The sequence below is a fragment of the Shinella sp. genome, assembly GCF_049651085.1.
Taxonomy (GTDB): Bacteria; Pseudomonadota; Alphaproteobacteria; order Rhizobiales; family Rhizobiaceae; genus Shinella.
The window spans coordinates 90,697-112,204 of the sequence record NZ_JBASBL010000014.1; the positions used below are offsets into that span (position 1 = coordinate 90,697).

The 21,508-nt window shown below is 64.9% G+C and carries 22 protein-coding genes; 10 read left to right on the forward strand and 12 right to left on the reverse strand.

Translation table 11 applies throughout. From position 1 onward, the window contains the following. The 6 genes from WA950_RS08400 to WA950_RS08425 all read right to left on the reverse strand — a co-directional run bounded on the left by WA950_RS08400 (position 1) and on the right by WA950_RS08425 (position 6,162). Positions 1 to 843, reverse strand: a complete 843-nt coding sequence (locus WA950_RS08400) for a DUF937 domain-containing protein (RefSeq protein WP_424551252.1) — start codon at positions 841 to 843, stop codon at positions 1 to 3. 96 nt (positions 844 to 939) lie between these two features. Continuing rightward, positions 940 to 2,313, reverse strand: coding sequence for a glutamate--cysteine ligase (locus tag WA950_RS08405; RefSeq protein ID WP_424551253.1), 1,374 nt, complete (start codon positions 2,311 to 2,313; stop codon positions 940 to 942). Between the two features lie 139 nt (positions 2,314 to 2,452). Then, entirely contained in the window at positions 2,453 to 3,190 is a 738-nt protein-coding gene (locus WA950_RS08410; RefSeq protein ID WP_424551254.1) for a 16S rRNA (uracil(1498)-N(3))-methyltransferase, read from the reverse strand. Between the two features lie 9 nt (positions 3,191 to 3,199). Then, positions 3,200 to 4,702: an inorganic phosphate transporter gene (locus tag WA950_RS08415; protein WP_424551255.1), complete on the reverse strand. Its 1,503-nt coding sequence runs from the start codon at positions 4,700 to 4,702 to the stop codon at positions 3,200 to 3,202. Positions 4,703 to 4,773: 71 nt separating this feature from the next. Further along, complete coding sequence (locus WA950_RS08420) at positions 4,774 to 5,286, reverse strand: NUDIX hydrolase (RefSeq protein ID WP_424551311.1); 513 nt, start codon at positions 5,284 to 5,286, stop codon at positions 4,774 to 4,776. Between the two features lie 81 nt (positions 5,287 to 5,367). Beyond that, positions 5,368 to 6,162: a FadR/GntR family transcriptional regulator gene (locus WA950_RS08425; protein ID WP_424551256.1), complete on the reverse strand. Its 795-nt coding sequence runs from the start codon at positions 6,160 to 6,162 to the stop codon at positions 5,368 to 5,370. A 141-nt stretch (positions 6,163 to 6,303) separates the two neighbouring features. On the opposite strand from WA950_RS08425, the gene WA950_RS08430 reads away from it, so the two are divergent. After that, positions 6,304 to 7,581 carry a DUF3422 family protein gene (locus tag WA950_RS08430; protein WP_424551257.1) on the forward strand — a complete coding sequence of 426 codons (1,278 nt, stop codon included), beginning with the start codon at positions 6,304 to 6,306 and terminating at the stop codon, positions 7,579 to 7,581. A 64-nt stretch (positions 7,582 to 7,645) separates the two neighbouring features. Here the strand turns inward: WA950_RS08430 and WA950_RS08435 are convergent, their stop codons facing one another. Both WA950_RS08435 and WA950_RS08440 read right to left on the reverse strand, forming a co-directional pair. Continuing rightward, entirely contained in the window at positions 7,646 to 8,155 is a 510-nt protein-coding gene (locus WA950_RS08435; RefSeq protein WP_424551258.1) for a hypothetical protein, read from the reverse strand. 62 nt (positions 8,156 to 8,217) lie between these two features. Next, complete coding sequence (locus tag WA950_RS08440) at positions 8,218 to 9,114, reverse strand: LysR family transcriptional regulator (protein ID WP_424551259.1); 897 nt, start codon at positions 9,112 to 9,114, stop codon at positions 8,218 to 8,220. A 104-nt stretch (positions 9,115 to 9,218) separates the two neighbouring features. Between WA950_RS08440 and WA950_RS08445 the strand changes: the two genes are divergently transcribed. From WA950_RS08445 to glcF, 3 genes are all read left to right on the forward strand, one after another. Beyond that, positions 9,219 to 10,655: an FAD-linked oxidase C-terminal domain-containing protein gene (locus WA950_RS08445; protein WP_424551312.1), complete on the forward strand. Its 1,437-nt coding sequence runs from the start codon at positions 9,219 to 9,221 to the stop codon at positions 10,653 to 10,655. After that, the gene (locus WA950_RS08450; RefSeq protein WP_424551260.1) at positions 10,652 to 11,863 is read left to right on the forward strand and encodes an FAD-binding protein; all 1,212 of its coding nucleotides are present in this window, start codon (positions 10,652 to 10,654) and stop codon (positions 11,861 to 11,863) included. Before WA950_RS08445 ends, WA950_RS08450 begins: the two co-directional genes overlap by 4 nt. Positions 11,864 to 12,032: 169 nt before the next feature. Then, positions 12,033 to 13,334 (forward strand): glycolate oxidase subunit GlcF, encoded by a 1,302-nt coding sequence (glcF, locus tag WA950_RS08455; protein WP_424551261.1) that lies wholly within the window; start codon positions 12,033 to 12,035, stop codon positions 13,332 to 13,334. A 151-nt stretch (positions 13,335 to 13,485) separates the two neighbouring features. Here the strand turns inward: glcF and WA950_RS08460 are convergent, their stop codons facing one another. After that, complete coding sequence (locus WA950_RS08460; protein WP_424551262.1) at positions 13,486 to 14,196, reverse strand: L,D-transpeptidase; 711 nt, start codon at positions 14,194 to 14,196, stop codon at positions 13,486 to 13,488. 199 nt (positions 14,197 to 14,395) lie between these two features. Continuing rightward, positions 14,396 to 15,136 (reverse strand): L,D-transpeptidase, encoded by a 741-nt coding sequence (locus tag WA950_RS08465; RefSeq protein WP_424551263.1) that lies wholly within the window; start codon positions 15,134 to 15,136, stop codon positions 14,396 to 14,398. Positions 15,137 to 15,356: 220 nt separating this feature from the next. Between WA950_RS08465 and WA950_RS08470 the strand changes: the two genes are divergently transcribed. Next, on the forward strand, positions 15,357 to 15,986 hold the full coding sequence (locus WA950_RS08470) for a DNA-3-methyladenine glycosylase I (protein WP_424551264.1): 630 nt from the start codon (positions 15,357 to 15,359) through the stop codon (positions 15,984 to 15,986). Positions 15,987 to 16,134: 148 nt separating this feature from the next. After that, positions 16,135 to 16,350 carry a hypothetical protein gene (locus tag WA950_RS08475; RefSeq protein ID WP_424551265.1) on the forward strand — a complete coding sequence of 72 codons (216 nt, stop codon included), beginning with the start codon at positions 16,135 to 16,137 and terminating at the stop codon, positions 16,348 to 16,350. A gap of 41 nt (positions 16,351 to 16,391) precedes the next feature. On the opposite strand, the gene copM is transcribed toward WA950_RS08475, so the two are convergent. Continuing rightward, positions 16,392 to 16,772, reverse strand: coding sequence for a CopM family metallochaperone (gene copM, locus WA950_RS08480; RefSeq protein WP_424551266.1), 381 nt, complete (start codon positions 16,770 to 16,772; stop codon positions 16,392 to 16,394). Positions 16,773 to 16,839: 67 nt separating this feature from the next. After that, positions 16,840 to 17,160, reverse strand: coding sequence for a hypothetical protein (locus tag WA950_RS08485; RefSeq protein ID WP_424551267.1), 321 nt, complete (start codon positions 17,158 to 17,160; stop codon positions 16,840 to 16,842). 179 nt (positions 17,161 to 17,339) lie between these two features. Here WA950_RS08485 and hisS point away from each other — a divergent pair, with 179 nt between their 5' ends. The 4 genes from hisS (at position 17,340) to WA950_RS08505 (ending at position 21,482) form a co-directional block, all read left to right on the forward strand. Beyond that, on the forward strand, positions 17,340 to 18,854 hold the full coding sequence (gene hisS, locus WA950_RS08490; RefSeq protein WP_424551268.1) for a histidine--tRNA ligase: 1,515 nt from the start codon (positions 17,340 to 17,342) through the stop codon (positions 18,852 to 18,854). Position 18,855: 1 nt separating this feature from the next. After that, positions 18,856 to 19,989, forward strand: coding sequence for an ATP phosphoribosyltransferase regulatory subunit (locus tag WA950_RS08495; RefSeq protein ID WP_424551269.1), 1,134 nt, complete (start codon positions 18,856 to 18,858; stop codon positions 19,987 to 19,989). Further along, the gene (gene hisG, locus WA950_RS08500; protein WP_424551270.1) at positions 19,986 to 20,681 is read left to right on the forward strand and encodes an ATP phosphoribosyltransferase; all 696 of its coding nucleotides are present in this window, start codon (positions 19,986 to 19,988) and stop codon (positions 20,679 to 20,681) included. The genes WA950_RS08495 and hisG overlap by 4 nt, the downstream gene beginning before the upstream one ends. A gap of 93 nt (positions 20,682 to 20,774) precedes the next feature. Next, entirely contained in the window at positions 20,775 to 21,482 is a 708-nt protein-coding gene (locus WA950_RS08505; RefSeq protein WP_424551271.1) for a glutathione binding-like protein, read from the forward strand. Positions 21,483 to 21,508: the final 26 nt, after the last annotated feature.

Below are 21,508 nucleotides of genomic sequence, written 5' to 3' on the forward strand. Positions count from 1 at the left end.
TCAGGTCTTCCTGCCGTCCGTGTCCATGCCGCCGCGCATGGTCTCGAAGATCGTCTCGACGTTGCGCTGGTAGTCCTTCTGCATTTCAAGGCCGGTGTCGAACATCGTGTTGACGAGGCTTTTCAACGAATCCGCCGGCGAGGCTTCCGGCTCGCCCGGCTTTTCGCTCGCCGCCGGCTGGCCGGCCATGCTCGCCATCATGTCCTGGAAGGCTTTGGCGAAAGGATTGTCGGTGAAGGGATTGGCCGGTGCATCCTTCTTCTGGCCCGCGCCGAAGAATTCCTGGGCAGCCTGCGTGAAGGGATTGTCGATAAAGGGGTTGGCCGGTTCCTGCTTTTTCGCCAGACCCGCCGCCTCGGCCCATTGCTGCATCATGTCGGCAAACGGATTGGCCTGCGTCGCGCCTGCGCCGGGAAGGAACGGCGCGAGCGACTGCTTGAAGATGCCGCCCATCAGCGTGCTCGCCATGACCGGCAGCATCTGCTTGTAGATTTCCTGGCCGATACCGGTCATCTGCGCCGCCTGCGCGGCGATCGCGCGGGAAACCTCCTTGTTGCCGAAGAGATGACCGAGAATGCCGTTGCCCTCCGCCATGCCCTGCGGCGTGAAGGCCCGGCTGATGTCCTCGAAATATTTGGCGTGCTCGCCGGATGTCAGCGCCTTCATGAACGCCGCCATGTCATAGGGATTGGCGGTGTTGCGCTTGAAACCCTCGGAAAAGGCCGGCATCAGCGCGGCGACGGCTTTCGTCGCCTGCTCCTGCGCAAGGCCGAACTGGCGCGCCATGGTTTCCACGGCGTTGCCGTTCTGCGCCTGCATCATCATGTCGTAGAGCGAAAGCATGGCGAACCTCTTCCCGTTGGCAGGCCCAATGGCAGGCATCTGCCTGCACTATAACGGGAATTCTGGCCGCGCAAACCGCTTTTTCAGCGGCCTCGCTCAGTACTGGTATTCGGTAAAGACCGGCTCGACCGAACCGTTCCAGCGGCCGTTGTAGAGCGCCAGCATGTCTTCGGCGAGCGTCGCCTTCTTCGCCAGCACTTCGTCGAGCGGGGCAAGGAAGATGGTTTCGTCGACGCCGTCGCCATTGACGCGGGCGCGGGCGGCAAGACCCTGGCGGGAGATCGAAACGACTTCGCGGGCGATATCCAGCAGCGGCTTGCCGCGGAATTCGGCCTTGAGGCCCTGCGCGGGCACGGCGTTGCGAAGCGCGGTGACTTCCTCGACCGACCAGTCGCGCGTCAAGGCTTCGGCGGCATCGAGCGCGCCGTCGTCATAGAGCAGGCCCACCCAGAAGGCGGGCAGCGCACAGATGCGCCGCCACGGGCCGCCATCGGCGCCACGCATTTCAAGGAAACGCTTCAGGCGCACGTCGGGGAAGAGCGTGGAAAGGTGGTTCGTCCAGTCGCCGAGGTTCGGCTCCCAGTCGGCAATCTCGCCCTTGAGCGCGCCGGCCATGAACTGGCGGAAGGTGATGTGCGTGCAGTCGTGGTACTTGCCGTCGCGCACGACGAAATACATCGGCACGTCGAGCGCCCATTCGACATAGTCGATGAAGCCGAAGTCCGGCTTGAACGCGAAGGGGATGAGGCCGGCGCGGTTGTTGTCCGTGTCGCGCCAGATGTCGCCGCGCCAGGAGAGAAGGCCGTTCGGCTTGCCTTCGGTGAAGGGAGAGGAGGCGAAGAGCGCGGTCGCCATCGACTGCAGCTTCAGCGACACCTGCATCTTGCGGCGCATGTCGGCTTCGGAGGAGAAGTCGAGGTTCACCTGGATCGTGCAGGTGCGGTACATCATGTCGAGGCCCTTGGTGCCGACCTTCGGCATGTAGCGGGTCATGATGTCGTAGCGGCTCTTCGGCATGCGCGGCGTCTGGTCGAACGACCATGTCGGGCTGCCGCCGATGCCGAGGAAGCGGATGCCGAGCGGTTCGGCGATCTCGCGCAGCGTGGCCAGGTGCTGGTTGGATTCCTTGCAGGTCTGGTGCAGGTTTTCCAGCGGCGCGCCGGAAAGCTCGAACTGGCCGCCCGGCTCCAGCGAGATCGCGCCCATGCCGGAAGGTTCGGCAAGGCCGATGATGTTGCCGGCATCCATGATCGGCTCCCAGCCGGTCTTGGCCTGCATGCCGTTGAGAAGCGCCGAAATGCTCGCCTCGCCGAAATAGGGGACGGGGCTGTTGTCGGCCGTAAAGAAGACGAATTTTTCGTGCTCGGTGCCGATGCGGAACTTTTCCTTCGGCTTGTTGCCGTCGGCGAGGTACTCGGCCATGTCTGCAACGGAGCGGATGGGGGTCTGGTCGGTGGTATCACGGGCCATGGTCGGTCTTCTTCTGAACGGATGGCGCCCGGCGGAGCCGCTGGGCCTTGGGAGGGTGCTTGGACCGGAATTAGATGCGGTGCAAGCGAATTCCTTTCAAGGCAGGTTCAAAAAAACCCATTCGATTTTTCAAGGAATCCTAGGTCCAGTCACCGATCGCCGCCTGGATGACGGCGAGGGCGGCAACGGCGGCCGTATCGGCGCGCAGGATACGCGGGCCGAGCGGAATGGGGGTCACGAAATCGAGGCCGCGCAGGAGCGTGCGCTCGTTCTCCGAAAAGCCGCCCTCGGGGCCGACGAGAAGCGCCAGCTTGCGCTCCTTTATGCCTTGCAGCACCGGCAGCGGATTCTGGCTGCCGTGTCCCTCGTCGCAAAAGACGATGCGCCGTTCGCGCGGCCAGTCGGCTAGCAGCTCTTCCAGCTTTTTCGGCGCCGTGACCTGCGGGATAGCAAGGATGCCGCACTGTTCCGCGGCCTCGACGGCGTTGGCCTGCAAGCGCTCGAGGCTGGTGATCTTGCCCTGTACGTGCTGGGTCATGACGGGCTGGAGCACGCCGGCGCCCATCTCCACGGCCTTCTGCACGAGATAGTCGAGCCGGCCGACCTTCAGCGGGGCGAAGAGATAGTGGAGGTCGCAGGGTTCGGGCTGTGGCCGGGTCTGTTCCCTCGGGGTCAGCAGCAGGCGCTTGCGGGTCGGCAGGGAAAGCTCCGCATGCCATTCGCCGTCGCGTCCGTTGAAGAGCAGCACGGCATCGCCCTCGGCCATGCGCAGGACGTTGGAGAGATAGTGGAAATGGTCCTTGGAGGCTTCGATCGCCTCTCCCGCCGCAAGGGCGTCGGCGACGAAGAGGCGCTGCATCCGGTAGTTGGCACGCATGGCTGGTTCTCAGGTGAAGAGCGCGTTGAGGGCGAGGAAGATGAGGGCGGAGAGGACCGCCGAGATGGGCAGCGTCACGATCCAGGCCGAGACGATGGTCATAAAATGCGAGCGGCGCACCAGATAGCGCCGGCTGGTTTCCTCCGGGTTCGCCGTCTCCGTCTCCGGCGCGATGCGATTGCCGCGGCCGCGGATATAATCGATGCGGCGCTGGGAATTGCGGGTGTACCACTCGCGAAACAGGCCGACGCCGAAGACCGCACCGACGGCGATATGCGTCGAGGAAACGGGAATGGCGAGCGCGGACGCCGTCAGCACGGCGACGGCGGAGGAAAGCGCCACGCAGAAAGCGCGCATCGGGTTGAGCTTGGTGATCTCGCTGCCGACGATGCGGATGAGACGCGGCCCGAAGAGCAGAAGGCCGAGCGAGATGCCGAAGGCGCCGATGACCATCACCCAGAGCGGGATGATTGCCTTCTCGCCGGCCATGCCGGGTCCGAGCGCCGAGACTACGCCATAGAGCGGCCCGACGGCGTTCGACACGTCATTGGCGCCATGCGCGAAGGAGAGCAGCGCTGCCGAACAGATCAGCGGAATGCGGAAGAGCGTGCGCAGCGACTGGTTGCGATTGTCGAGGCCCTGGGCATGGCGGCGCACGATCGGCCGCGTGACGAAATAGGTGACGATGCCGAGGGCGAGCCCGACGAGCAGCGCCTTGCCGATGGGAAGATCGTAGGCGCCGTTGGTGCCGCCATTGGCGAGGAAGGCGGCGAAGGAGCCGGCCATCACCGCGACCAGCACCGGAACCCAGGTCTTTGCCGCTTCGACCTTGTCGTCGCGGTAGATGATGAATTCCTTGATGAAGTAGAGGAAGGCGGCGGCGATCACGCCGCCGAGGATCGGCGAGACGGTCCAGCTCACGACGATGACGGCGATCGCGTCCCATTGCACGCTGTGAAAGCCGCTGGCCGCGGCCCCCGCGCCGATGACGCCGCCGATAATGGCGTGGGTGGTGGAGATCGGCGCATTGGCGAGCGTCGCGATATTGATCCAGAGCGCGGCGGAAACGAGGGCCGCCATCATGGCCCAGGCATAGGTCTCGGCATTGGGGAAGATCGCCCTGTCGACGATGCCGAAGGCAACCGTGTGCGCCACGCCCTGCCCGGCGAGCAAGGCCCCTGCAATCTCGAAGATCGCGGCGATGACGAGCGCCACGCCCATGCTCATGGCACGTGCGCCGACGGCCGCGCCCACATTGTTGGTGACGTCGTTGGCGCCGATGTTCATGGCCATGTAGGCCGCCAGCGCCGCCGTGACGGCGACGACGAGCACGCCGGGCGTGCCGGTGGCGAAACCGCTGGCGACGGCCATGGCGATCGCCAGGAAGACCAGGGAAATGCCCACGCCCGTCCACGACCGCAGCACGAAATGCGTGGCCTGTTCGGTGAAGGTGAGTTTTTCGAGATCCTTGTCCAGCGTCGGCTTGCGAAGCTGGACCTGAGAATTCGCCATTCATGCTGCTCCGTCTTTGTCGACAGGCACTACCGTTTCAGGGCACCGGCGGCAATATGACAACGGCGCCATCAGGCGCCGGTCGCGCCGTTTTTCGCAGCGAGATCGATTCCGGCGAGGATTTTCTGCTCGAAGGCGAGAATGAGTGTCTTCAGGCCCGGCTCCTGCACGCGGCGCGCCGCCTCCGTGCAGTCGACCCATTCGGCGCGCCGCTGGTCCTTTTCCGGGAAATTCTTGCAGATGTCGTCGACGACCATCGGGAACACGCGCACCAGGCACTCGACCTTCAAGCCCTCCGGCAGGCCCTTCATGTAGTGATAGTTGCCGATCGGCTCCTCGCTGATGACGCCCTTCACGCCGGCCTCTTCCCAGGCCTCGCGGGCGGCGGCGGCCGAAGCGCTCTTGCCGTCCATGGGCCAGCCCTTGGGAATGACCCAGCGGCCGGTGTCGCGGCTGGTGATGAGGAGGATTTCGACCGCAGGACGCTTCTTCTTCAACCGGTAGCACAGCGCGCCATACTGTTCGCGCACGGGGCGGCGAAACATGAGATGGACGTCGCTGACGATGCGGTTGAGAATGTTCAAGGTCTTTTTCATTCCTCTTGTCGGGATGCGCTCTCTGAGTCGTTGTAGGATATCTTGCTTGCGTGAGATTTGCGGCGCAAGTCAGGCTTGTTGGGGAAGTCCACGCTTTTGCATGCGCAACTGTGAAATACGCTGCCATTCGCCGCTGCGCTCGGCATCGCGGATCGCGACGGCGATATAGTCCATATGGGCGTGCGCGGCCTGTCGCGCGGCGTTTCCATCCCCCGTCATGATCGCGGCATAGATCGCCTCGTGCTGGGCCAGCAGGTGGCCGCGTGCTTCCTGCGAGGAAAAGACGAGATGGCGGTGGAAGAAAATCCCCTGCGCCAGCAGCCGGTAGCAGGCGCGCAGCGTGTGCAGCAGCACGACATTGTGCGCAGCCTCGCCGACGGCATTGTGCAGCTCGACATCGGTTTCCAGCTCGGCGTCGAAAGAGCCCTGCGCATGGGCGGCGCGCATCGCCTCCATGATGCGCGTCAGCATCTGCCGGTCGTAGTCCGTCGCGCGGCGGGCGGCAAGCTCGGCGGTGATGCCCTCCAGTTCACGGCGATACTCGATATAGTCCTCCGTCGCCCGCTGGTGACGGGCGATGAGGTCGATGACGGGCGGGGAGAAGACCTGGCCGATAATGTCGGCGACATAGGTGCCGCCGCCGTGCTGGCTGATGAGCAGCCCCCGGTTTTCCAGTTCCTTCAATGCCTCGCGCAGGATCGGGCGCGAGACGTCGAGGCGTTTGGCAAGTTCGCGCTCGCCGGGCAGCCGGTCGCCATCGCGCAGCACGCCTTCGAGCAGCAAAAGCTCGATCTGCCGTACGACCTCATCGGAGGTCCGGCTGTGGCTGATGCGGGCGAAAAGGTCGAAGGCGGTGTCGGTCACGACGCTACACTACCAATGCGGGCGGAAACTGGTCAAGAATCTTGTCCACTTCTGCTTCGCCCCCTGCGTCAATGCGCCCTATCTGCGCATCCCTGACATTTGTTAAGACTATGCTGTTGCACATGAGGGGAAGGTGCAGAGATGGCAAAAGGCAGCTTCGCCTTTCCGCAGGCGACCGCCCGCGCGCAGGCGCTCGGGGAAATTCATGCAAGACCGTATGCGCTGGTGTCGTCGCCCCGCGTCATCTTCCAGCTCGCCTTCCTGACGGAGGGCGGCTCGGCGGTCGATCAGGCCGTGATGGCGGAACTGTCGCGCTCGCGCGGCATCTCGCCGCCCGGCCGCGATTCCAGCCACCACGCGCTGAGCTGGGGGCAGGGCACGCTGCGCTGGGAGCGGCATACCGAGTTCTCGACCTATTTCTGGGATGCGCCGGCGCCGGAGAAATTCGGCGGCGAGGTCCCGGTCCATCCGTTCGGCGACAGCTTTTCGCCGCCCGGCACGCTGATCTCCGGTATCCGCCTGGAAATCCGGCCGGATACGCCGGAGGCGCGCCAGGCGATCTCCGCCTTCGATCCCACCAGTCTCTGTTACAGCGAAATCAAGAACGGCCAGGGCTTCATCCTCACCGACTTCCGCCAGAACGGCGACGGGCTGACGCAGATGCTGATCATCGACGCCGGCATGACCGAGGCCGGGCGCGGCGCGCTCGTCCAGCGCCTGCTCGACATCGAGACCTACCGGACACTCGCCATGATGGGCCTGCCGCTCGCCCAGTCGCTCTCGCCGGATATCCGGCGCATCGAGGACGGGCTGACGGGCATCACCAATTCGATGAAGCAGCATGCCCGCGACAAGGCCGACGAGCTTTTGACCGAGATCACCCGGCTTGCCGCCGAACTGGAGGCGAATGCCGCGCTCTCGCTCTACCGTTTCGGCGCCAGCCGCGCCTATTATGGCATCGTGCAGGAACGCATCCGCACGCTGGCGGAAACGGCGGTGCCGGGCTACGAGACGCTCGGCTCCTTCCTCGAGCGGCGCCTCGCGCCCGCCATGCGCACCTGCCAGTCCGTCGAGGAGCGGCAGGCGAACCTGTCGCGAAAGCTCGCCCGCGCCACGGCGCTGCTGCGAAGCTGGATCGACGTGGAGCTTGAGCAGCTCAATTCGACGCTGCTCAATTCGATGGACCGCCGCGCGAAGCTGCAGCTGCGCCTGCAACAGACCGTCGAGGGCCTCTCTGTGGCGGCGATCTCCTATTATGTCGTGGGGCTGTTCGGCTATGTGGCCAAGGCGGCGCACGGGCTCGGCCTGCCGGTCAAGCCGGAAACGCTGACCGGCGTCGCGGTGCCCTTCGTCATCCTCGGCATGTGGCTGCTCGTCCGCGCCATCCGCAACCGCCATGCGGAAGAGGACAAGCACTAAGGGCTTTGTTCTTGCCGCATTATTCGGCGCCGAAGCGATGCCGCTTCGACTGGAAATGCTTTGGTCAGGTCGAAAGATCGCACTCGTAGCGCGGCACGCCGTCGGTGACGATAAAGCCCGTCTGCCAGCCGAAGTCGTTTTCATCCGTGGCGGTCAGTTCCTTCTGGGCAGCGATGCCGCGGTCCTTGAAGGCGGCCTGCGCATCCTTCAGCGCTTCCGTCGGGAAGACGATGGCATGGGAGCTGAAGCCGCTTTCGAGTGGGGTGATGAAAGCCTCGATCTCCTTGATCGGCACGCCCCGCCAGGTGCCCTCCAGTATGGGAAGGGTGATCTGCAGATAGTCTTCCACCGGTTTGACGCTGGGCGTTCCGAAGGATGCCTCGTAGCCGGCGGGAATCTCGACCTTGCCTTCCTTGCGGGCGAAGGCGTAGCTCGATTGCAGCAGCGCGCCCAGCGCGTCGGTATAGGCGCAGGCCTCGTCAAAACCTTCCAGCAGCGGATCGAGCGGCTTGGACAGGACAGGGGTGGCCGCCAGCCCGAACAGGGCTGCGAATGCTGTTGCTCTGCCGATCATGGACTATCCCTCCCACGGATAGCCGCATCCTAGCGCAAGGCCGTCCTCGCGCCAATCCGTCCTCAGCGCTCCCAATAGGGCAGGGGGCCGTAGAGATCGGCGAGGTAATCGATGAACAGCCGCACCTTGACCGGCAGGAACTGCCGGCTCGGATAGACGGCGGAGAGCACGACGTTGCGCGAGCCCTCGTAGTCCGGCAGCACCTGCCTGAGCTCGCCGTTCTTCAGCGCCGGACCGATATCCCAGGTGGAGCGCAGCGCGATGCCCATGCCCGCCAGGACCGCCTCGGTCACCACCTCGCTCGAATTGGTGTAGAGCGCGCCCTGCGGACGATAGGTCTCGTTGCCTTTCGGCCCCTCCAGCCGCCAGACGTCCTGCGTGTGCGGCGGCAGGCAGACATGCTGGGCAAGCTCCTCGAGCGAGGCCGGCATGCCGTGGCGCGCGATATAGTCGGGCGAGGCGCAGAGGATGCGCCGTACCGAGGCAAGCCGCCGGGCGACCAGCGAGGAATCCGACAATTCGCCGATGCGGATCGCCAGATCGAAGCCGCCCCCGACGATATCGGAAAAATCGTCCGCCAGGACAAGGTTGATGACCAGCTCGGGATGGCTGTCCATGAAGCCCTTCAGATGGGGCGCGATGTGCAGGCGGCCGAAGGAGGTGGGCGCGGAAATGCGCAGCGTACCGCGCACCGCGCCGGACCTGCCGGAAACGAAGGCTTCCGCCTCCTCGATACCGGCAAGAATGCCGACGATGCGCTCGTAGAAACCCTGGCCCGCTTCTGTCAGGGAGATCTGCCGCGTCGTGCGCTGGAAGAGGCGGGTGCCGAGGCGTTCTTCCAGTCTTTTCACGCGTTTGGAGACGACGGCGGGGGATAGGCCGAGGGCCCGGCCGGCGGCTGACATGCTGCCCACGGCGATGACACGAGAGAAAATTTCGAGATCGCCGAGGTTCGTCATGCAGTCATATCCAATGTTGCCGAAGCGGAAAAAATGCTTAGCATTTGCACCTCATAATAGGAAGTGGTAAAGAAAACAGACCACTTGGAGAGAGGCGTATGGGCATGGATCAAATCGGCTTTCTGGAGCCGCGCAAAGCGGTGCTGTCGCGCCGCCGGGAGATCGTCGCCGACCTGCTCGACCTCCTGCCGGAAGGCTGCCTCATGCACGAGCCGCGCGAGCTGGTGCCCTTCGAGACCGACGCCTTCGTTTCCTATCGCCGCGTACCGCTCGCCGTCGCGCTTCCGCAAACCACCGCGCAGGTCGCCGCCGTCCTCAAATATTGCCATCGCTACGGGGTGCCGGTCGTGCCGCGCGGTGCCGGCACCTCGCTTTCGGGCGGCGCGATCCCGCAGGAGGACGCGGTCGTCATCGGCCTGTCCAAGATGGCGCGCATCCTGGAGGTGGATTACGCCAACCGCACGGCAACCGTGCAGGCCGGCGTCACCAATCTCAACATTTCCGAGGCCGTTTCCGCCGACGGCTATTTCTACGCGCCCGATCCCAGTTCGCAGCTCGCCTGCACCATCGGCGGCAATATCGGCATGAATTCCGGCGGGGCGCATTGCCTGAAATACGGCGTGACGACCAACAACCTGCTCGGCGTCAAGCTGGTGCTGATCGACGGCACGATCATCGATCTCGGCGGCAAGGCGCTCGACGCCGGAGGGCTCGATCTTCTCGGCGTCGTCTGCGGCGGCGAGGGCCAGCTCGGCATCGTTACCGAGGCGACGGTGCGGCTTCTCGCCAAGCCGGAAGGCGCGCGGCCGGTTCTCTTCGGCTTCGACAGCTCGGAGGCGGCGGGTGCCTGCGTCGCCGATGTCATCGGCGCGGGCATCATCCCCGTCGCCATCGAATTCATGGACAAGCCCGCCATCGAGATCTGCGAGGCCTTCGCCCAGGCCGGCTATCCGATGGATGTCGAGGCGCTCCTGATCGTCGAGGTCGAGGGATCCGAGGCGGAGATGGAGGCCATGCTGGCCAGCATCATCGAGATCGCCGGGCGTCATGGCGTGAAGGTCGTCAAGGAAAGCCAGTCGGCGACCGAGGCCGCGCTGATCTGGAAGGGACGCAAGTCCGCCTTCGGCGCGACCGGCCGCATCGCCGACTATATCTGCATGGACGGCACGGTGCCGCTCGGGCAACTGCCGCATGTGCTGCGCGGCACGGCGGAGATCGTGGCGAAATACGGCCTGCGCGTCGCCAATGTCTTCCATGCCGGCGACGGCAACATGCATCCGCTCATCCTGTTCAACGCCAACGATCCGGAGGATGCGGCGCGCGCCGAGGCGGCCGGCAACGACATCCTGAAGCTCTGCGTCGATGCCGGCGGATGCCTCACGGGCGAACATGGCGTCGGCATCGAGAAACGCGATCTGATGCGCCATCAATATTCGGATGCCGACCTCGCGCAGCAGATGGCGGTGCGCGCCGCCTTCGATCAGCAATGGCTGCTCAATCCCTCGAAAGTCTTCCCGCTCGAAGGGCGCCCCGACGCATGACACCGATCCACGAACCGCTTTCCGAAGAGGGCGCCGCGCGCCTCATCCAGGTCGCCGCCCTGTCGCGGACGCCCTTCGTCATCCGTGGCGGCGGCACGCGCAGCCTCGCCGCCGTGCCTGATGGCGCGGATGTGCTTTCGGCGCGCGGCCTTTCCGGCATCGTCGCCTACAATCCCGCCGAAATGACCATGACGGTGCGCGCCGGCACGCCGCTCGAGGTGGTGGAGGCGGCGCTTGCCGAAAGGCGCCAGATGCTCTCCTTCGAGCCGAATGACCTGCGCGGCGTGCTCGGCACCTCCGGCATTCCCACCATCGGCGGCGTCTTCGCCACCAATGCCGCCGGCCCGCGCCGCTTCGTGGCGGGCGCGGCGCGCGACAGCCTGCTCGGCGTGCGCTTCGTCAATGGAAAAGGCGAGGTGGTGAAGGCCGGCGGGCGGGTGATGAAGAATGTCACCGGCCTCGATCTCGTGAAACTGCTCGCCGGCTCGCACGGTTCGCTGGCGCTGCTGACGGAGGTGACCTTTCGCCTGCTGCCCGTGCCGGAAACCGCCGTCACCATCGTCGTCTCCGATCTCAACGATGCGGAAGCGGCCGCCGCCATGGCGACGGCCATGTCCATGACGGTGGAGGTCTCCGGCGCCGCCCACCTGCCGGAAAGCGTGCGTGGCCGGTTCGCCGGCGGCGCGTTGCCGGACGGCGCGGCTACGGTGTTGCGTCTCGAAGGCCTTGCCGCCTCCGTGGCGGTGCGCCGCGAAAAGCTTGCCGCCGCCATGGCGACCTTCGGCGTCGTCTCTACGCTCGATGCGGAACCCACGCGCCGGCTCTGGCGCGAGATCCGCGACGGTGCGCCCTATGCCGACGGCACGCCGCGTCCGCTCTGGCGGGTGTCGGCCGCGCCCGTTGCCGGCCAGCAGCTCGTGGCGGCACTGCGCCTTGAAACCGGCGTCGACGCCTTCTACGACTGGCAGGGCGGCCTCGTCTGGCTGCGCATGGAGGCGGACCCCGAGGCGGTGCTGCTGCGCCGCTATCTCAAGGCCGTCGGCGGCGGGCATGCCACGCTGTTGCGCGCCCGGCCGGAAGTGCTGGCGGCAACCGAAACATTCCAGCCGCAGGCCGAAGCCGTCGCGGCGCTCCAGTCCCGCGTCAAGGCCAGTTTCGATCCGGCGGGCCTGTTCGTGTCGCGAATGATGGCGGAAGGACGAGGATGATGCATACTGTTCAGGTCCACCCGCCTCTGCCCTGCACGGGCATCTCTTCGATCGCCACGGCAGCTACGGGCGAGACCTATACGCGCTTCGACCTCTCCCCTTGTGGGGGAGATGCCCGGCAGGGCAGAGGAGGGTATGACGTCCTCCTCGCCACAGGGGATGCCCGCTGATGCAGACGAATTTCACCGCCGAGCAGCTTGCCGACCCGCATGTGGCGGCATCGGAAAAAATCCTGCGCAAATGCGTGCATTGCGGCTTCTGCACCGCCACCTGTCCCACCTATGTGACGCTCGGCAACGAGCTGGACAGCCCGCGCGGCCGCATCTACCTCATCAAGGACATGCTGGAGAACGGCCGGCCGGCGGATGCGACGGTCGTCACCCATATCGATCGCTGCCTCTCCTGCCTCGCCTGCACGACCACCTGTCCTTCCGGCGTCGACTACATGCATCTGGTCGACCATGCGCGCATGCATATCGAGGAAACCTACAAGCGCCCGTTCTGGGATCGGCTGACGCGCAATGTGCTGGCCGCCGTGCTGCCCTATCCGGGACGTTTTCGTCTGGCGCTGAGGGCCGCCGCCCTCGGCAGGCCCTTTGCCGGCCTGCTCAAGCGTTTCAAGCCGCTCAAACCCTTCGGCGTCATGCTGGATCTTGCGCCGCGCCCGCTACCGAGGGCTTCGCAGAGCGCAGGGCCCGGCACGCATCCGGCCACCGGTCCACGCCGCGCGCGGGTGGCGATCCTTTCCGGTTGCGCCCAGCCGGTGCTGAAGCCGGAGATCAACGAGGCGACAATCCGCCTGCTCACCCGCTTCGGCGTCGAGGTGGTTGCGCCGGCCGGCGAGGTCTGCTGCGGCTCGCTCGTCCACCATATGGGGCGCGAGGAGCAGGCACTGGAGGCGGCGCGGCGCAATGTCGACGTCTGGCTCGAAGAGGTCGAGAAGGGCGGGCTGGACGCCATCATCGTCACGGCATCCGGCTGCGGCACGACGATCAAGGACTACGGCTTCATGCTGCGCCTCGACGCCGCCTATGCGGGGAAGGCGGCGCGTGTTTCGGCACTTGCCAAGGACGTGACGGAATATCTGGCGACGCTCGACCTGCCGCAGCAGGAGGCAAGAGGGATGACCGTCGCCTATCACTCGGCCTGCTCCATGCAGCACGGCCAGAAGATCACCATGGTCCCGAAGACCCTGTTGAAGAAGGCGGGCTTTACGGTGCGCGATCCGGCCGAAGGGCACCTTTGCTGCGGCTCGGCCGGCACCTACAATATTCTCCAGCCGGAAATTTCCAGCCAGCTGAAGGCGCGCAAGGTGAAGAACATCGAGGCGACGAAGCCCGATCTCATCGCCACGGGCAATATCGGCTGCATCACGCAGATCACGACGGGCACCGCAATCCCGATCCTGCACACGGTGGAACTGCTCGACTGGGCCTATGGCGGAATGAAGCCGGCCGCGCTTTCAAAATGAAAATGCCGGCCCGGGGCCGGCACTCGTTGTTGACGAATCGCGCCCCACCCGATGCCGTCATCCGCGGGCTCGACCCGAGGATCCATGCGGTATCCGGGGCGTGGATGGTCGGGTCAGGCCCGACCATGACGCGGAATGGTGCTTGGCCGCGTCAGCCGCCGAAGCCGAAGAGCGTGCCGAGGAAATCGACGCCCCGGTCGTTGTAGCTGATCGCGCCCTGCTTGCCGCCGGGACCGACCACGATGACCTTGGTGCCGACGCCGGCGCGGGCATAGAGGTGCTCCACGTCCTTGTTCATCATGCGGATACAGCCCGAGGACATGTTCTGGCCGATCGTCCAGGGCTGGTTCGTGCCGTGGATACGGAAGATCGTGTCGCGGCCGCCCTTGTAGAGGTAGAGCGCGCGCGCGCCGAGCGGGTTGTCCTCACCGCCGGGCTGCACGACGGGCAGGATGCGGCCCTTCTTGGCCTCGCGGCGGCGCATTTCGGCCGGCGGCGTCCAGGTCGGCCATTCCGCCTTGCGGCCGACCTTCACCACGCCCGACCAGCCGAAACCGTCACGGCCGACGCCGATGCCGTAGCGCGTCGCCCGGTTGTTGCCTTCGACATGATAGAGAAACTTGTTGTGCGTATCGACGATGATGGTGCCCGGCGCCTGGTCGGTCACGAGACGTACCTTGGTGCGCCTGTATTTCTGCGCGACCTGCTTCTTGCTCTGCGGCTGGGCGACGAGCATGACGTTCGACGTGGTTTCAACCTGGCCGCCCTGCGAGGCGCCGGGAAAGGCAGTCGCCGACGTGGCCGGCATGATCGCCGTGACGGCAACGGCCGCCGCCAGCAAGATCGATGCGTATTTCCGCATGGTATAGTCCCTCTCAATCCTCAATTTTGCGAGGCTAGCCGAGTTCTGACCGATTTCAAGCTGGCTCTCGGACAATAAGACGATTGTGGGGACGGATTTGTTCGCCTCGTTACCTTCGGCAGGGCCGGAAAACAGACATCTCCGGCCACGCAAGCGGCCGGAGATGCTTTGTCCGAACCTGTCGTCCGGCGTTCGACTGTCAGATCACGATGACTTTCGTGCCGACCTTCACGCGCTCGTAGAGATCGACGACATCCTCGTTGCGCATGCGGATGCAGCCGGAGGAGACGGCATAGCCGATCGTCCAGGGCGCGTTCGTGCCGTGGATGCGGTAGAGCGTCGAGCCGAGATACATGGCGCGCGAGCCCATCGGGTTTTCCGGTCCGCCCTTCATGAAGCTCGGCAGATAGTGGCCCTTGGCCGCCTCGCGTGCGACCATCTCCTTCGGCGGGGTCCAGCTCGGCCACTCGGCCTTGCGGGTTACCTTGTGCGCACCGGCCCATTCGAAGCCCGGCTTGCCGACGCCGACGCCGTAGCGCCGTGCCTTGCCGTCGCCCAGCACGAGATAGAGGAAGCGGTTGTTGGTGTCGATGACGATCGTGCCGGCCTTGTGCTTGCTGTCGTAGGAAACGATCTGCGGCAGGTACATCGGATCGAATTTCGAGCGGATCGGGTTCTGCGCGCGGCTCGTCACGGCCACCTGCTCGACGCGGGCGGCGCCGTCGCGGCGGATGACGCGGCGCTGCTGCACCTGCTGGCGCTGGATGATGCGGCGCGTGCTGACGGCCGGCTTCGCACCCTCGCCGGTGAGCTGCATCAGCCACGGCGCGGTCAGGTCAGGGCTCACGATGACGGGCGGCCGGCTCATGTACCGGTCGTTCGCATAGGCGGAGGTCGTGGTGGCCAGAATGGCCGCTGCAAGAAGGGATCGTATCAACATCGGACATACTCGCTACTGATCGTCGCCGGGATGCGCCGCCAAGGCTTGGGAGATGCGGCGCCGGTTCGGAAAAATGCTTGCACCCTCCGATGAAGCGAATCGTAAACAGCCGTTCATTCAACATGCACGATGCCGATAAAGCGTTGAGTAGGGTTATTGCCCGCTTTCCAAATGTGGTTGATGAGTGGTAAATCGGAACAAATAGGAAACGGAGACGGCAATGACGGAACGCGGACTGATTGTGGGCGAAGATGGCCGGACGCGCTGCGCGTGGCATGGCGGGCTGGACGACTACCGCCGCTATCACGACGAGGAATGGGGGCATCCCGTCACCAGCGATCAGCGCCTTTTCGAGAAGATCTGCCTTGAAGGGTTCCAGTCCGGCCTTTCCTGGCTCACCATCCTGCGCAAGCGCGAGGGATTCCGCGCCGCCTTTGCCGGCTTCGATTTCGACAAGATCGCAACCTTTGGTGACGAGGACATTGCCCGGTGCGTTGCCGATGCCGGCATCGTGCGCCACCGCGGCAAGATCGTCTCGACGATCAACAATGCCCGCCGGGCGCAGGAATTGCGGGCGGAATTCGGCTCGCTCGCCCGCTATTTCTGGGGCTTCGAGCCCGGGCCGGAGGAACGGCCGGTGCGGGTGGAATGGGACATCATCGTCGCCAATCCGACGACGCCGACCTCCGTGCGGCTGTCGAAGGACCTCAAGAAGCGTGGCTGGAGCTTCGTCGGCCCGACCACTGTCTATGCCTTCATGCAGGCTATGGGCCTCGTCAACGACCATGTGGAAGGATGTTTCTGCCGCGCGGAAGTCGAGACCAAGAGAAATCTGCTTGAACGGCCATAATTGCGGGGTTGCCTTGGTAAACCGCTATTTGATTTTGCGCCGAATCATGTAGCTTAAGGTTGAGCGACAAATCATACACCGCAAGTCCTGGGGTCGACATGCGCATGCGCAGTCACGATGTGCTGAATGATTTGGCATGAGGGGAAACATGGCGCCAAACCTGTCTGCAATCGACGAAACCCGACTTGAATCCTGGGCCTGCGACAAGGCTCAGGAGATCATGTTGCGCGAAGGTTTCCGTCTGATCCGGTCTGCCCGCAACGGCAGCAACATCGAAATCCGCGAAACCAGCCTGATGATGGCCCGGGCCATCGCCGCCTCGCTTGTCGAGGCCTCCTCGGCCGGCCGTCCGGCGGGCGAGTGACCGGTTGAGAAAAGGCCCGCCTCGCGGCGGGCCTTCCGTCGTTACTTGGCGTTCTTCGCCAGCCATTCTTCCATCATCTTGATCTCGCCCTCCTGGGCGGCGATGACTTCTTCGGCCAGCTTGCGCATGTCCGGGTCCTTGCCATGCTCGAGTTCCACCTTCGCCATGTCGATGGCGCCCTGGTGATGGGCGATCATGCCGCGCACGAAGTCGACGTCGGCATTGCCGGTAAAGGCGATGTCCATTCCCTTGTGCATCTTCGCATTGGACTCGATGAAGGCCTTCGTGGAGGCGCTCTGGTCTGCGGCCGGCGCGTCCATCGTCATGCCCTGATGCGCGGAATGATCGGCTTCCTGAGCGGCCGCGGGCAGGGTGAAGGCGAGCGCGAGCGCCGCGCCGAGAAACAGGGTCTTTGCGTTCATTGATTTTTCCAGTTCTGAATACGTTGATTGTCGGGGCGACAGGCCCCGGATTTGCATCAAGCGTGGTTCAGGATCGGGGAGGCGGATCGAGCGGGGGAAGCGCAAGGCCGGAAAACTGCGGTGTGGCGGCAGAAACCCGGCTTGAAATGTCGGGTATTCGGCTCGGCGGTTCCAGCCTGTGGGCCTCGATTGCGAAACACGCCGAACAGACGGTGGGGTGCGCGGCAGGCTTCGATTTGCCGTGCTCGCCGCCGGTATCGTCCATTGCCGTCTGGTGCATTGCGTGCATGCCGGCCGGCTGGGCGGCATGCAGCGTTGCCGCGATTGCCGGCACCCAGCCGGAAACGACGGCGCCCAGAATGGCGAGGACGAAAAGGATCTGTCTCATCGGGGAAGAGATAGGTAATCGCAGCGCAGAAGAAAAGGGCCGGTTTCACTGCCGCATTCTGCCGGGGCTGGGACAGCCTGTCGCGCCGTGCATACTGGCAAGCGCCTCTGCCCTTGCCGCTGCCCGCCCAATCCGCTAGGGAAACCGGCAACAGAAATACAGGAATTTCGGGTATCCCGATGAGCGAAAAGCAGAAAAAACCGCAGAAGCTGAGGGCCCGCCTGCCGCGCGGCTTCGTCGATCGCGATGCCGCGGATATCCGCGCCGTCAACGAGATGACCGCGAAGATCCGCGCGGTCTATGAGCATTACGGCTTCGACCCGGTCGAAACGCCGCTCTTTGAATATACCGATGCGCTCGGAAAGTTCCTGCCGGACAGTGACCGCCCGAACGAGGGCGTCTTCTCGCTGCAGGACGACGACGAGCAGTGGATGAGCCTGCGCTACGACCTGACGGCGCCGCTCGCCCGCCATGTCGCGGAGAATTTCAACGACATCCAGCTGCCCTACCGCACCTATCGCGCCGGCTACGTCTTCCGCAACGAGAAGCCGGGCCCGGGCCGTTTTCGCCAGTTCATGCAGTTCGATGCCGATACGGTCGGCGCGGCGGGCGTGCAGGCGGATGCCGAAATGTGCATGATGATGGCCGATACGATGGAAGCCCTCGGCATTGCCCGCGGCGACTATGTCATCCGCGTCAACAACCGCAAGGTGCTCGACGGCGTGCTGGAGGCCATCGGCCTTGGCGGCGATGACAAGGCGGGCCAGCGTCTCAACGTCCTGCGCGCCATCGACAAGCTCGACAAGTTCGGCCCCGAGGGCGTGACGCTCCTGCTCGGCGAAGGCCGCAAGGACGAGTCCGGTGATTTTACCAAGGGCGCGGGCCTTAATGCCGATCAGATCGGCAAGGTCCTCTTCTTCGTCGGCATCAAGGATTATGCGGAAAGCGCCGCCGATCTCGCCATACTGGTCGAGGGCAGCGCCCGCGGCGGCGAAGGTGTCGAGGAACTGAACCAGATCGGCCACCTCATCACGTCGGCCGGCTACGGGCCGGACCGCATCAAGATCGACCCGTCGGTCGTGCGCGGCCTCGAATATTACACCGGTCCCGTCTTCGAGGCCGAGCTGCAATTCGCCGTCACGAACGAGAAGGGCGAGAAGGTCGTCTTCGGTTCGGTCGGCGGCGGCGGCCGTTATGACGGTCTCGTCTCGCGCTTCATGGGCCAGCCGGTTCCGGCAACGGGCTTCTCCATCGGCGTCTCGCGCCTGATGACGGCGCTGAAGAACCTCGGCAAGCTCGGGCAGGACGAAGTTCTTGCGCCGGTGCTCGTCACGGTCATGGACGGCGATGTCGAGAGCATGGGCCGCTACCAGCGCTTCACGCAGCAATTGCGCGCTGCCGGCATTCGCGCCGAGATGTACCAGGGCAACTGGAAGAAATTCGGCAACCAGCTGAAATATGCGGACCGCCGCAACGCACCAGTCGCCATCATCCAGGGCGGCGACGAGCGCGCGGAAGGTCTCGTGCAGATCAAGGACCTGATCGAGGGCAAGCGCCTTTCCGGCGAGATCGAGGACAACACGTCCTGGCGCGAGGCGCGCGTTGCGCAGGTCTCCGTGCCGGAGGCCGACCTCGTCGCCAAGGTTCGCGAGATCCTCGAGGCACAGGCCGAAGACCGGGCACGGGCGGGCTGACATGCCTCTCGTCAATCTCCCCGCCTTTGCGCCCGAACTGATCGCCGACCTGGAAGGGCTCGGCACGGAGCGCGTCGATACGCCGGTCATCCAGCCGGCCGAACCGTTTCTCGACATGGCGGGCGAGGACCTGCGCCGGCGCATCTTCATGACGGAGAGTGAGACGGGCAAGAGCCTGTGCCTCAGGCCGGAATTCACCATTCCCGTCTGCCTTCGCCATATCGAGACCGCGACCGGCACGCCCAAGCGCTACGCCTATCTCGGCGAGGTCTTCCGGCAGCGTCGCGAGGGGGCGAACGAATTCTACCAGGCAGGGATAGAAGATCTCGGCGAACCCGACGTCGCGCGGGCCGATGCGCGCGCCGTTTGCGATGCGCTCAAGGTTATCGCCAGCCGATTGCCCGGCGTCACGCTTGCGACCGTGCTCGGCGACCAGTCGGTTTTCGAGGCGGTGGTCGCCGCCTGCGGCCTGCCGGCCGGCTGGCAGAAGCGGCTCGTCCATGCCTTCGGCAACCAGACGCGGCTGCAGAAGCTGATGGCCGACCTTTCCGACCCCGCGCCCGCCGGCGTGTTCGGCCCTGAAATCGAGCGCCTTGCCGCGCTCGGCACGCTCGACGACGAGGCGAAGCTGATCGCCCATATCGACGAGACGATGGAAGCGACCGGCTATTCCACCAATGCCAGCCGCAGCCCGGCCGATATTGCCCGCCGTCTGCGTGAGAAGATGGAACTTGCCAATACGAGGCTCGACAGCCGCGCGCTGGCGCTGCTCAAGGAATTCCTGGCGCTGGAAGTGAACCTTGCCGAGGCCCCGCAGGCGCTTGCCGCCTTCGCGCAGAAGGCCGGGCTTGGTCTTGGCGAGGCGCTGGTCCGTTTCGAAAGCCGCGTGGCGGCCCTGCGCGAAGCGGGCGTCGATCCGGCCGATATCACCTACCGCGCCGCCTTCGGCCGTCCGCTCGATTATTATACCGGCCTCGTCTTCGAGATCGCGCCGGCCGGCAATGCGCTGGTGCTTGCCGGTGGCGGCCGGTTCGACCGGCTGCTGACGCTGCTTGGCGCGAAGGAACGCATCCCGGCCGTCGGCTTTTCGCTCTGGCTTGACCGTATTGCAAGCGTAGAGGGAGCCGCCGCATGACCATTACCATCGGTCTTCCCTCCAAGGGCCGCATGAAGGAGGACAGCTCCGCCGTGCTTGCGCGCGCCGGCTTCCCGGTCACGGCTGTCGGCAATGAGCGCTCCTATCGCGGCCGCGTCGAGGGGCGCGACGATATCGAGATCGCCTTCCTCTCCGCCTCCGAAATCTCCCGCGAGATCGCGGCCGGAACTGTCGATTTCGGCGTGACCGGCGAAGACCTCGTGCGCGAGGGGCTGGCGGAAGCGGATGCCCGCGTCGAATTCTGCGCCCGCCTCGGCTTCGGCCATGCCGATGTCGTCGTTGCCGTGCCGGAAATCTGGCTCGACGTCGATACGATGGCCGATCTCGGCGATGTCGCTGCCGATTTCCGCGCCCGCCACGGACGCCGGCTCACCATCGCCACCAAATACTGGCGGCTGACCCAGCAGTTCTTCTCCGGCAATCACGGTATCCAGCTCTATCGCATCGTCGAAAGCCTCGGCGCCACGGAAGGCGCGCCGGCCTCCGGTTCTGCCGATATTATCGTGGACATCACGTCGACGGGCTCGACGCTCGTCGCCAACCACCTGAAGATCCTGACTGACGGCGTCATCCTGAAGTCGGAAGCCTGCCTCGTGCGGGCCCGCAAGCCCGAGCACGCGGACGATCCGCTGGTGGCGGAGATTGTCGAGCGGGTGCGCGGGGTTCTCTGAGAGGGCTGGGCTTCTTTCGGGAAAATTCCCGCGCCACCCTGACAACGGCCAGCAAGCTGTCCTATCTATGGGCTCCCGTCGCAAGGAGTTCCCATGGCAGATCTGTCGTCCTTCCCCATCACCAAGAAGTGGCCCGCAAAGAACCCGGATATCATCCAGCTCTATTCGCTGTCGACGCCCAATGGCGTGAAGATATCGATCGCGCTTGAAGAGCTGGGCCTTGCCTATGAGCCGCACCGCGTCGATTTCGGCGACAACGAGCAGAAGTCGCCGGAATTCGTGTCGCTCAACCCCAACGGCCGCATTCCCGCGATCATTGATCCGAACGGCCCGGACGGCAAGCCGATCGGCCTCTTCGAATCGGGCGCGATCCTGATCTACCTTGCGGAAAAGACCGGTAAGTTGCTGCCGGCCGATCCGGCGGCGCGCTACGAGACGCTTTGCTGGGTGATGTTCCAGATGGGCGGTATCGGACCGATGTTCGGCCAGTTCGGTCATTTCCACAAATATGCCGCCGACAAGGTCGCGAACAATTCCTATCCGGTCGAGCGCTACCGGGACGAATCGAAACGCCTGCTGTCCGTGCTGGAAGACCGCCTGAAGGGCCGCCAGTGGCTCATGGGCGACGAGCACACGATTGCCGATATCGCCACCTATCCTTGGGTGCGCGGCGCGGATGTCTTCTACGGCGGCCGCGAGGTGCTGGATTATGCGAGCTTCCCCGCGGTCATGGCGTGGCTGGAGCGCTGCCTGGCCCGTCCGGCGGCCGAGAAGGGCCTCGATATCCCGGTAAAAGTTTGACGCAAAATCAGAATCCAGCGACGCGG

Excerpts from the sequence above, each read along its gene's own strand:
- WA950_RS08400 (WP_424551252.1), bottom strand. The coding sequence starts at position 843 with ATGCTTTCGCTCTACGACATGATGATGCAGGCGCAGAACGGCAACGCC.
- WA950_RS08405 (WP_424551253.1), bottom strand. The coding sequence starts at position 2,313 with ATGGCCCGTGATACCACCGACCAGACCCCCATCCGCTCCGTTGCAGAC.
- WA950_RS08410 (WP_424551254.1), bottom strand. The coding sequence starts at position 3,190 with ATGCGTGCCAACTACCGGATGCAGCGCCTCTTCGTCGCCGACGCCCTT.
- WA950_RS08415 (WP_424551255.1), bottom strand. The coding sequence starts at position 4,702 with ATGGCGAATTCTCAGGTCCAGCTTCGCAAGCCGACGCTGGACAAGGAT.
- WA950_RS08430 (WP_424551257.1), top strand. The coding sequence starts at position 6,304 with ATGGCAAAAGGCAGCTTCGCCTTTCCGCAGGCGACCGCCCGCGCGCAG.
- WA950_RS08435 (WP_424551258.1), bottom strand. The coding sequence starts at position 8,155 with ATGATCGGCAGAGCAACAGCATTCGCAGCCCTGTTCGGGCTGGCGGCC.
- WA950_RS08440 (WP_424551259.1), bottom strand. The coding sequence starts at position 9,114 with ATGACGAACCTCGGCGATCTCGAAATTTTCTCTCGTGTCATCGCCGTG.
- WA950_RS08445 (WP_424551312.1), top strand. The coding sequence starts at position 9,219 with ATGGATCAAATCGGCTTTCTGGAGCCGCGCAAAGCGGTGCTGTCGCGC.
- WA950_RS08450 (WP_424551260.1), top strand. The coding sequence starts at position 10,652 with ATGACACCGATCCACGAACCGCTTTCCGAAGAGGGCGCCGCGCGCCTC.
- glcF (WP_424551261.1), top strand. The coding sequence starts at position 12,033 with ATGCAGACGAATTTCACCGCCGAGCAGCTTGCCGACCCGCATGTGGCG.
- WA950_RS08460 (WP_424551262.1), bottom strand. The coding sequence starts at position 14,196 with ATGCGGAAATACGCATCGATCTTGCTGGCGGCGGCCGTTGCCGTCACG.
- WA950_RS08465 (WP_424551263.1), bottom strand. The coding sequence starts at position 15,136 with ATGTTGATACGATCCCTTCTTGCAGCGGCCATTCTGGCCACCACGACC.
- WA950_RS08470 (WP_424551264.1), top strand. The coding sequence starts at position 15,357 with ATGACGGAACGCGGACTGATTGTGGGCGAAGATGGCCGGACGCGCTGC.
- WA950_RS08475 (WP_424551265.1), top strand. The coding sequence starts at position 16,135 with ATGGCGCCAAACCTGTCTGCAATCGACGAAACCCGACTTGAATCCTGG.
- copM (WP_424551266.1), bottom strand. The coding sequence starts at position 16,772 with ATGAACGCAAAGACCCTGTTTCTCGGCGCGGCGCTCGCGCTCGCCTTC.
- WA950_RS08485 (WP_424551267.1), bottom strand. The coding sequence starts at position 17,160 with ATGAGACAGATCCTTTTCGTCCTCGCCATTCTGGGCGCCGTCGTTTCC.
- hisS (WP_424551268.1), top strand. The coding sequence starts at position 17,340 with ATGAGCGAAAAGCAGAAAAAACCGCAGAAGCTGAGGGCCCGCCTGCCG.
- WA950_RS08495 (WP_424551269.1), top strand. The coding sequence starts at position 18,856 with ATGCCTCTCGTCAATCTCCCCGCCTTTGCGCCCGAACTGATCGCCGAC.
- hisG (WP_424551270.1), top strand. The coding sequence starts at position 19,986 with ATGACCATTACCATCGGTCTTCCCTCCAAGGGCCGCATGAAGGAGGAC.
- WA950_RS08505 (WP_424551271.1), top strand. The coding sequence starts at position 20,775 with ATGGCAGATCTGTCGTCCTTCCCCATCACCAAGAAGTGGCCCGCAAAG.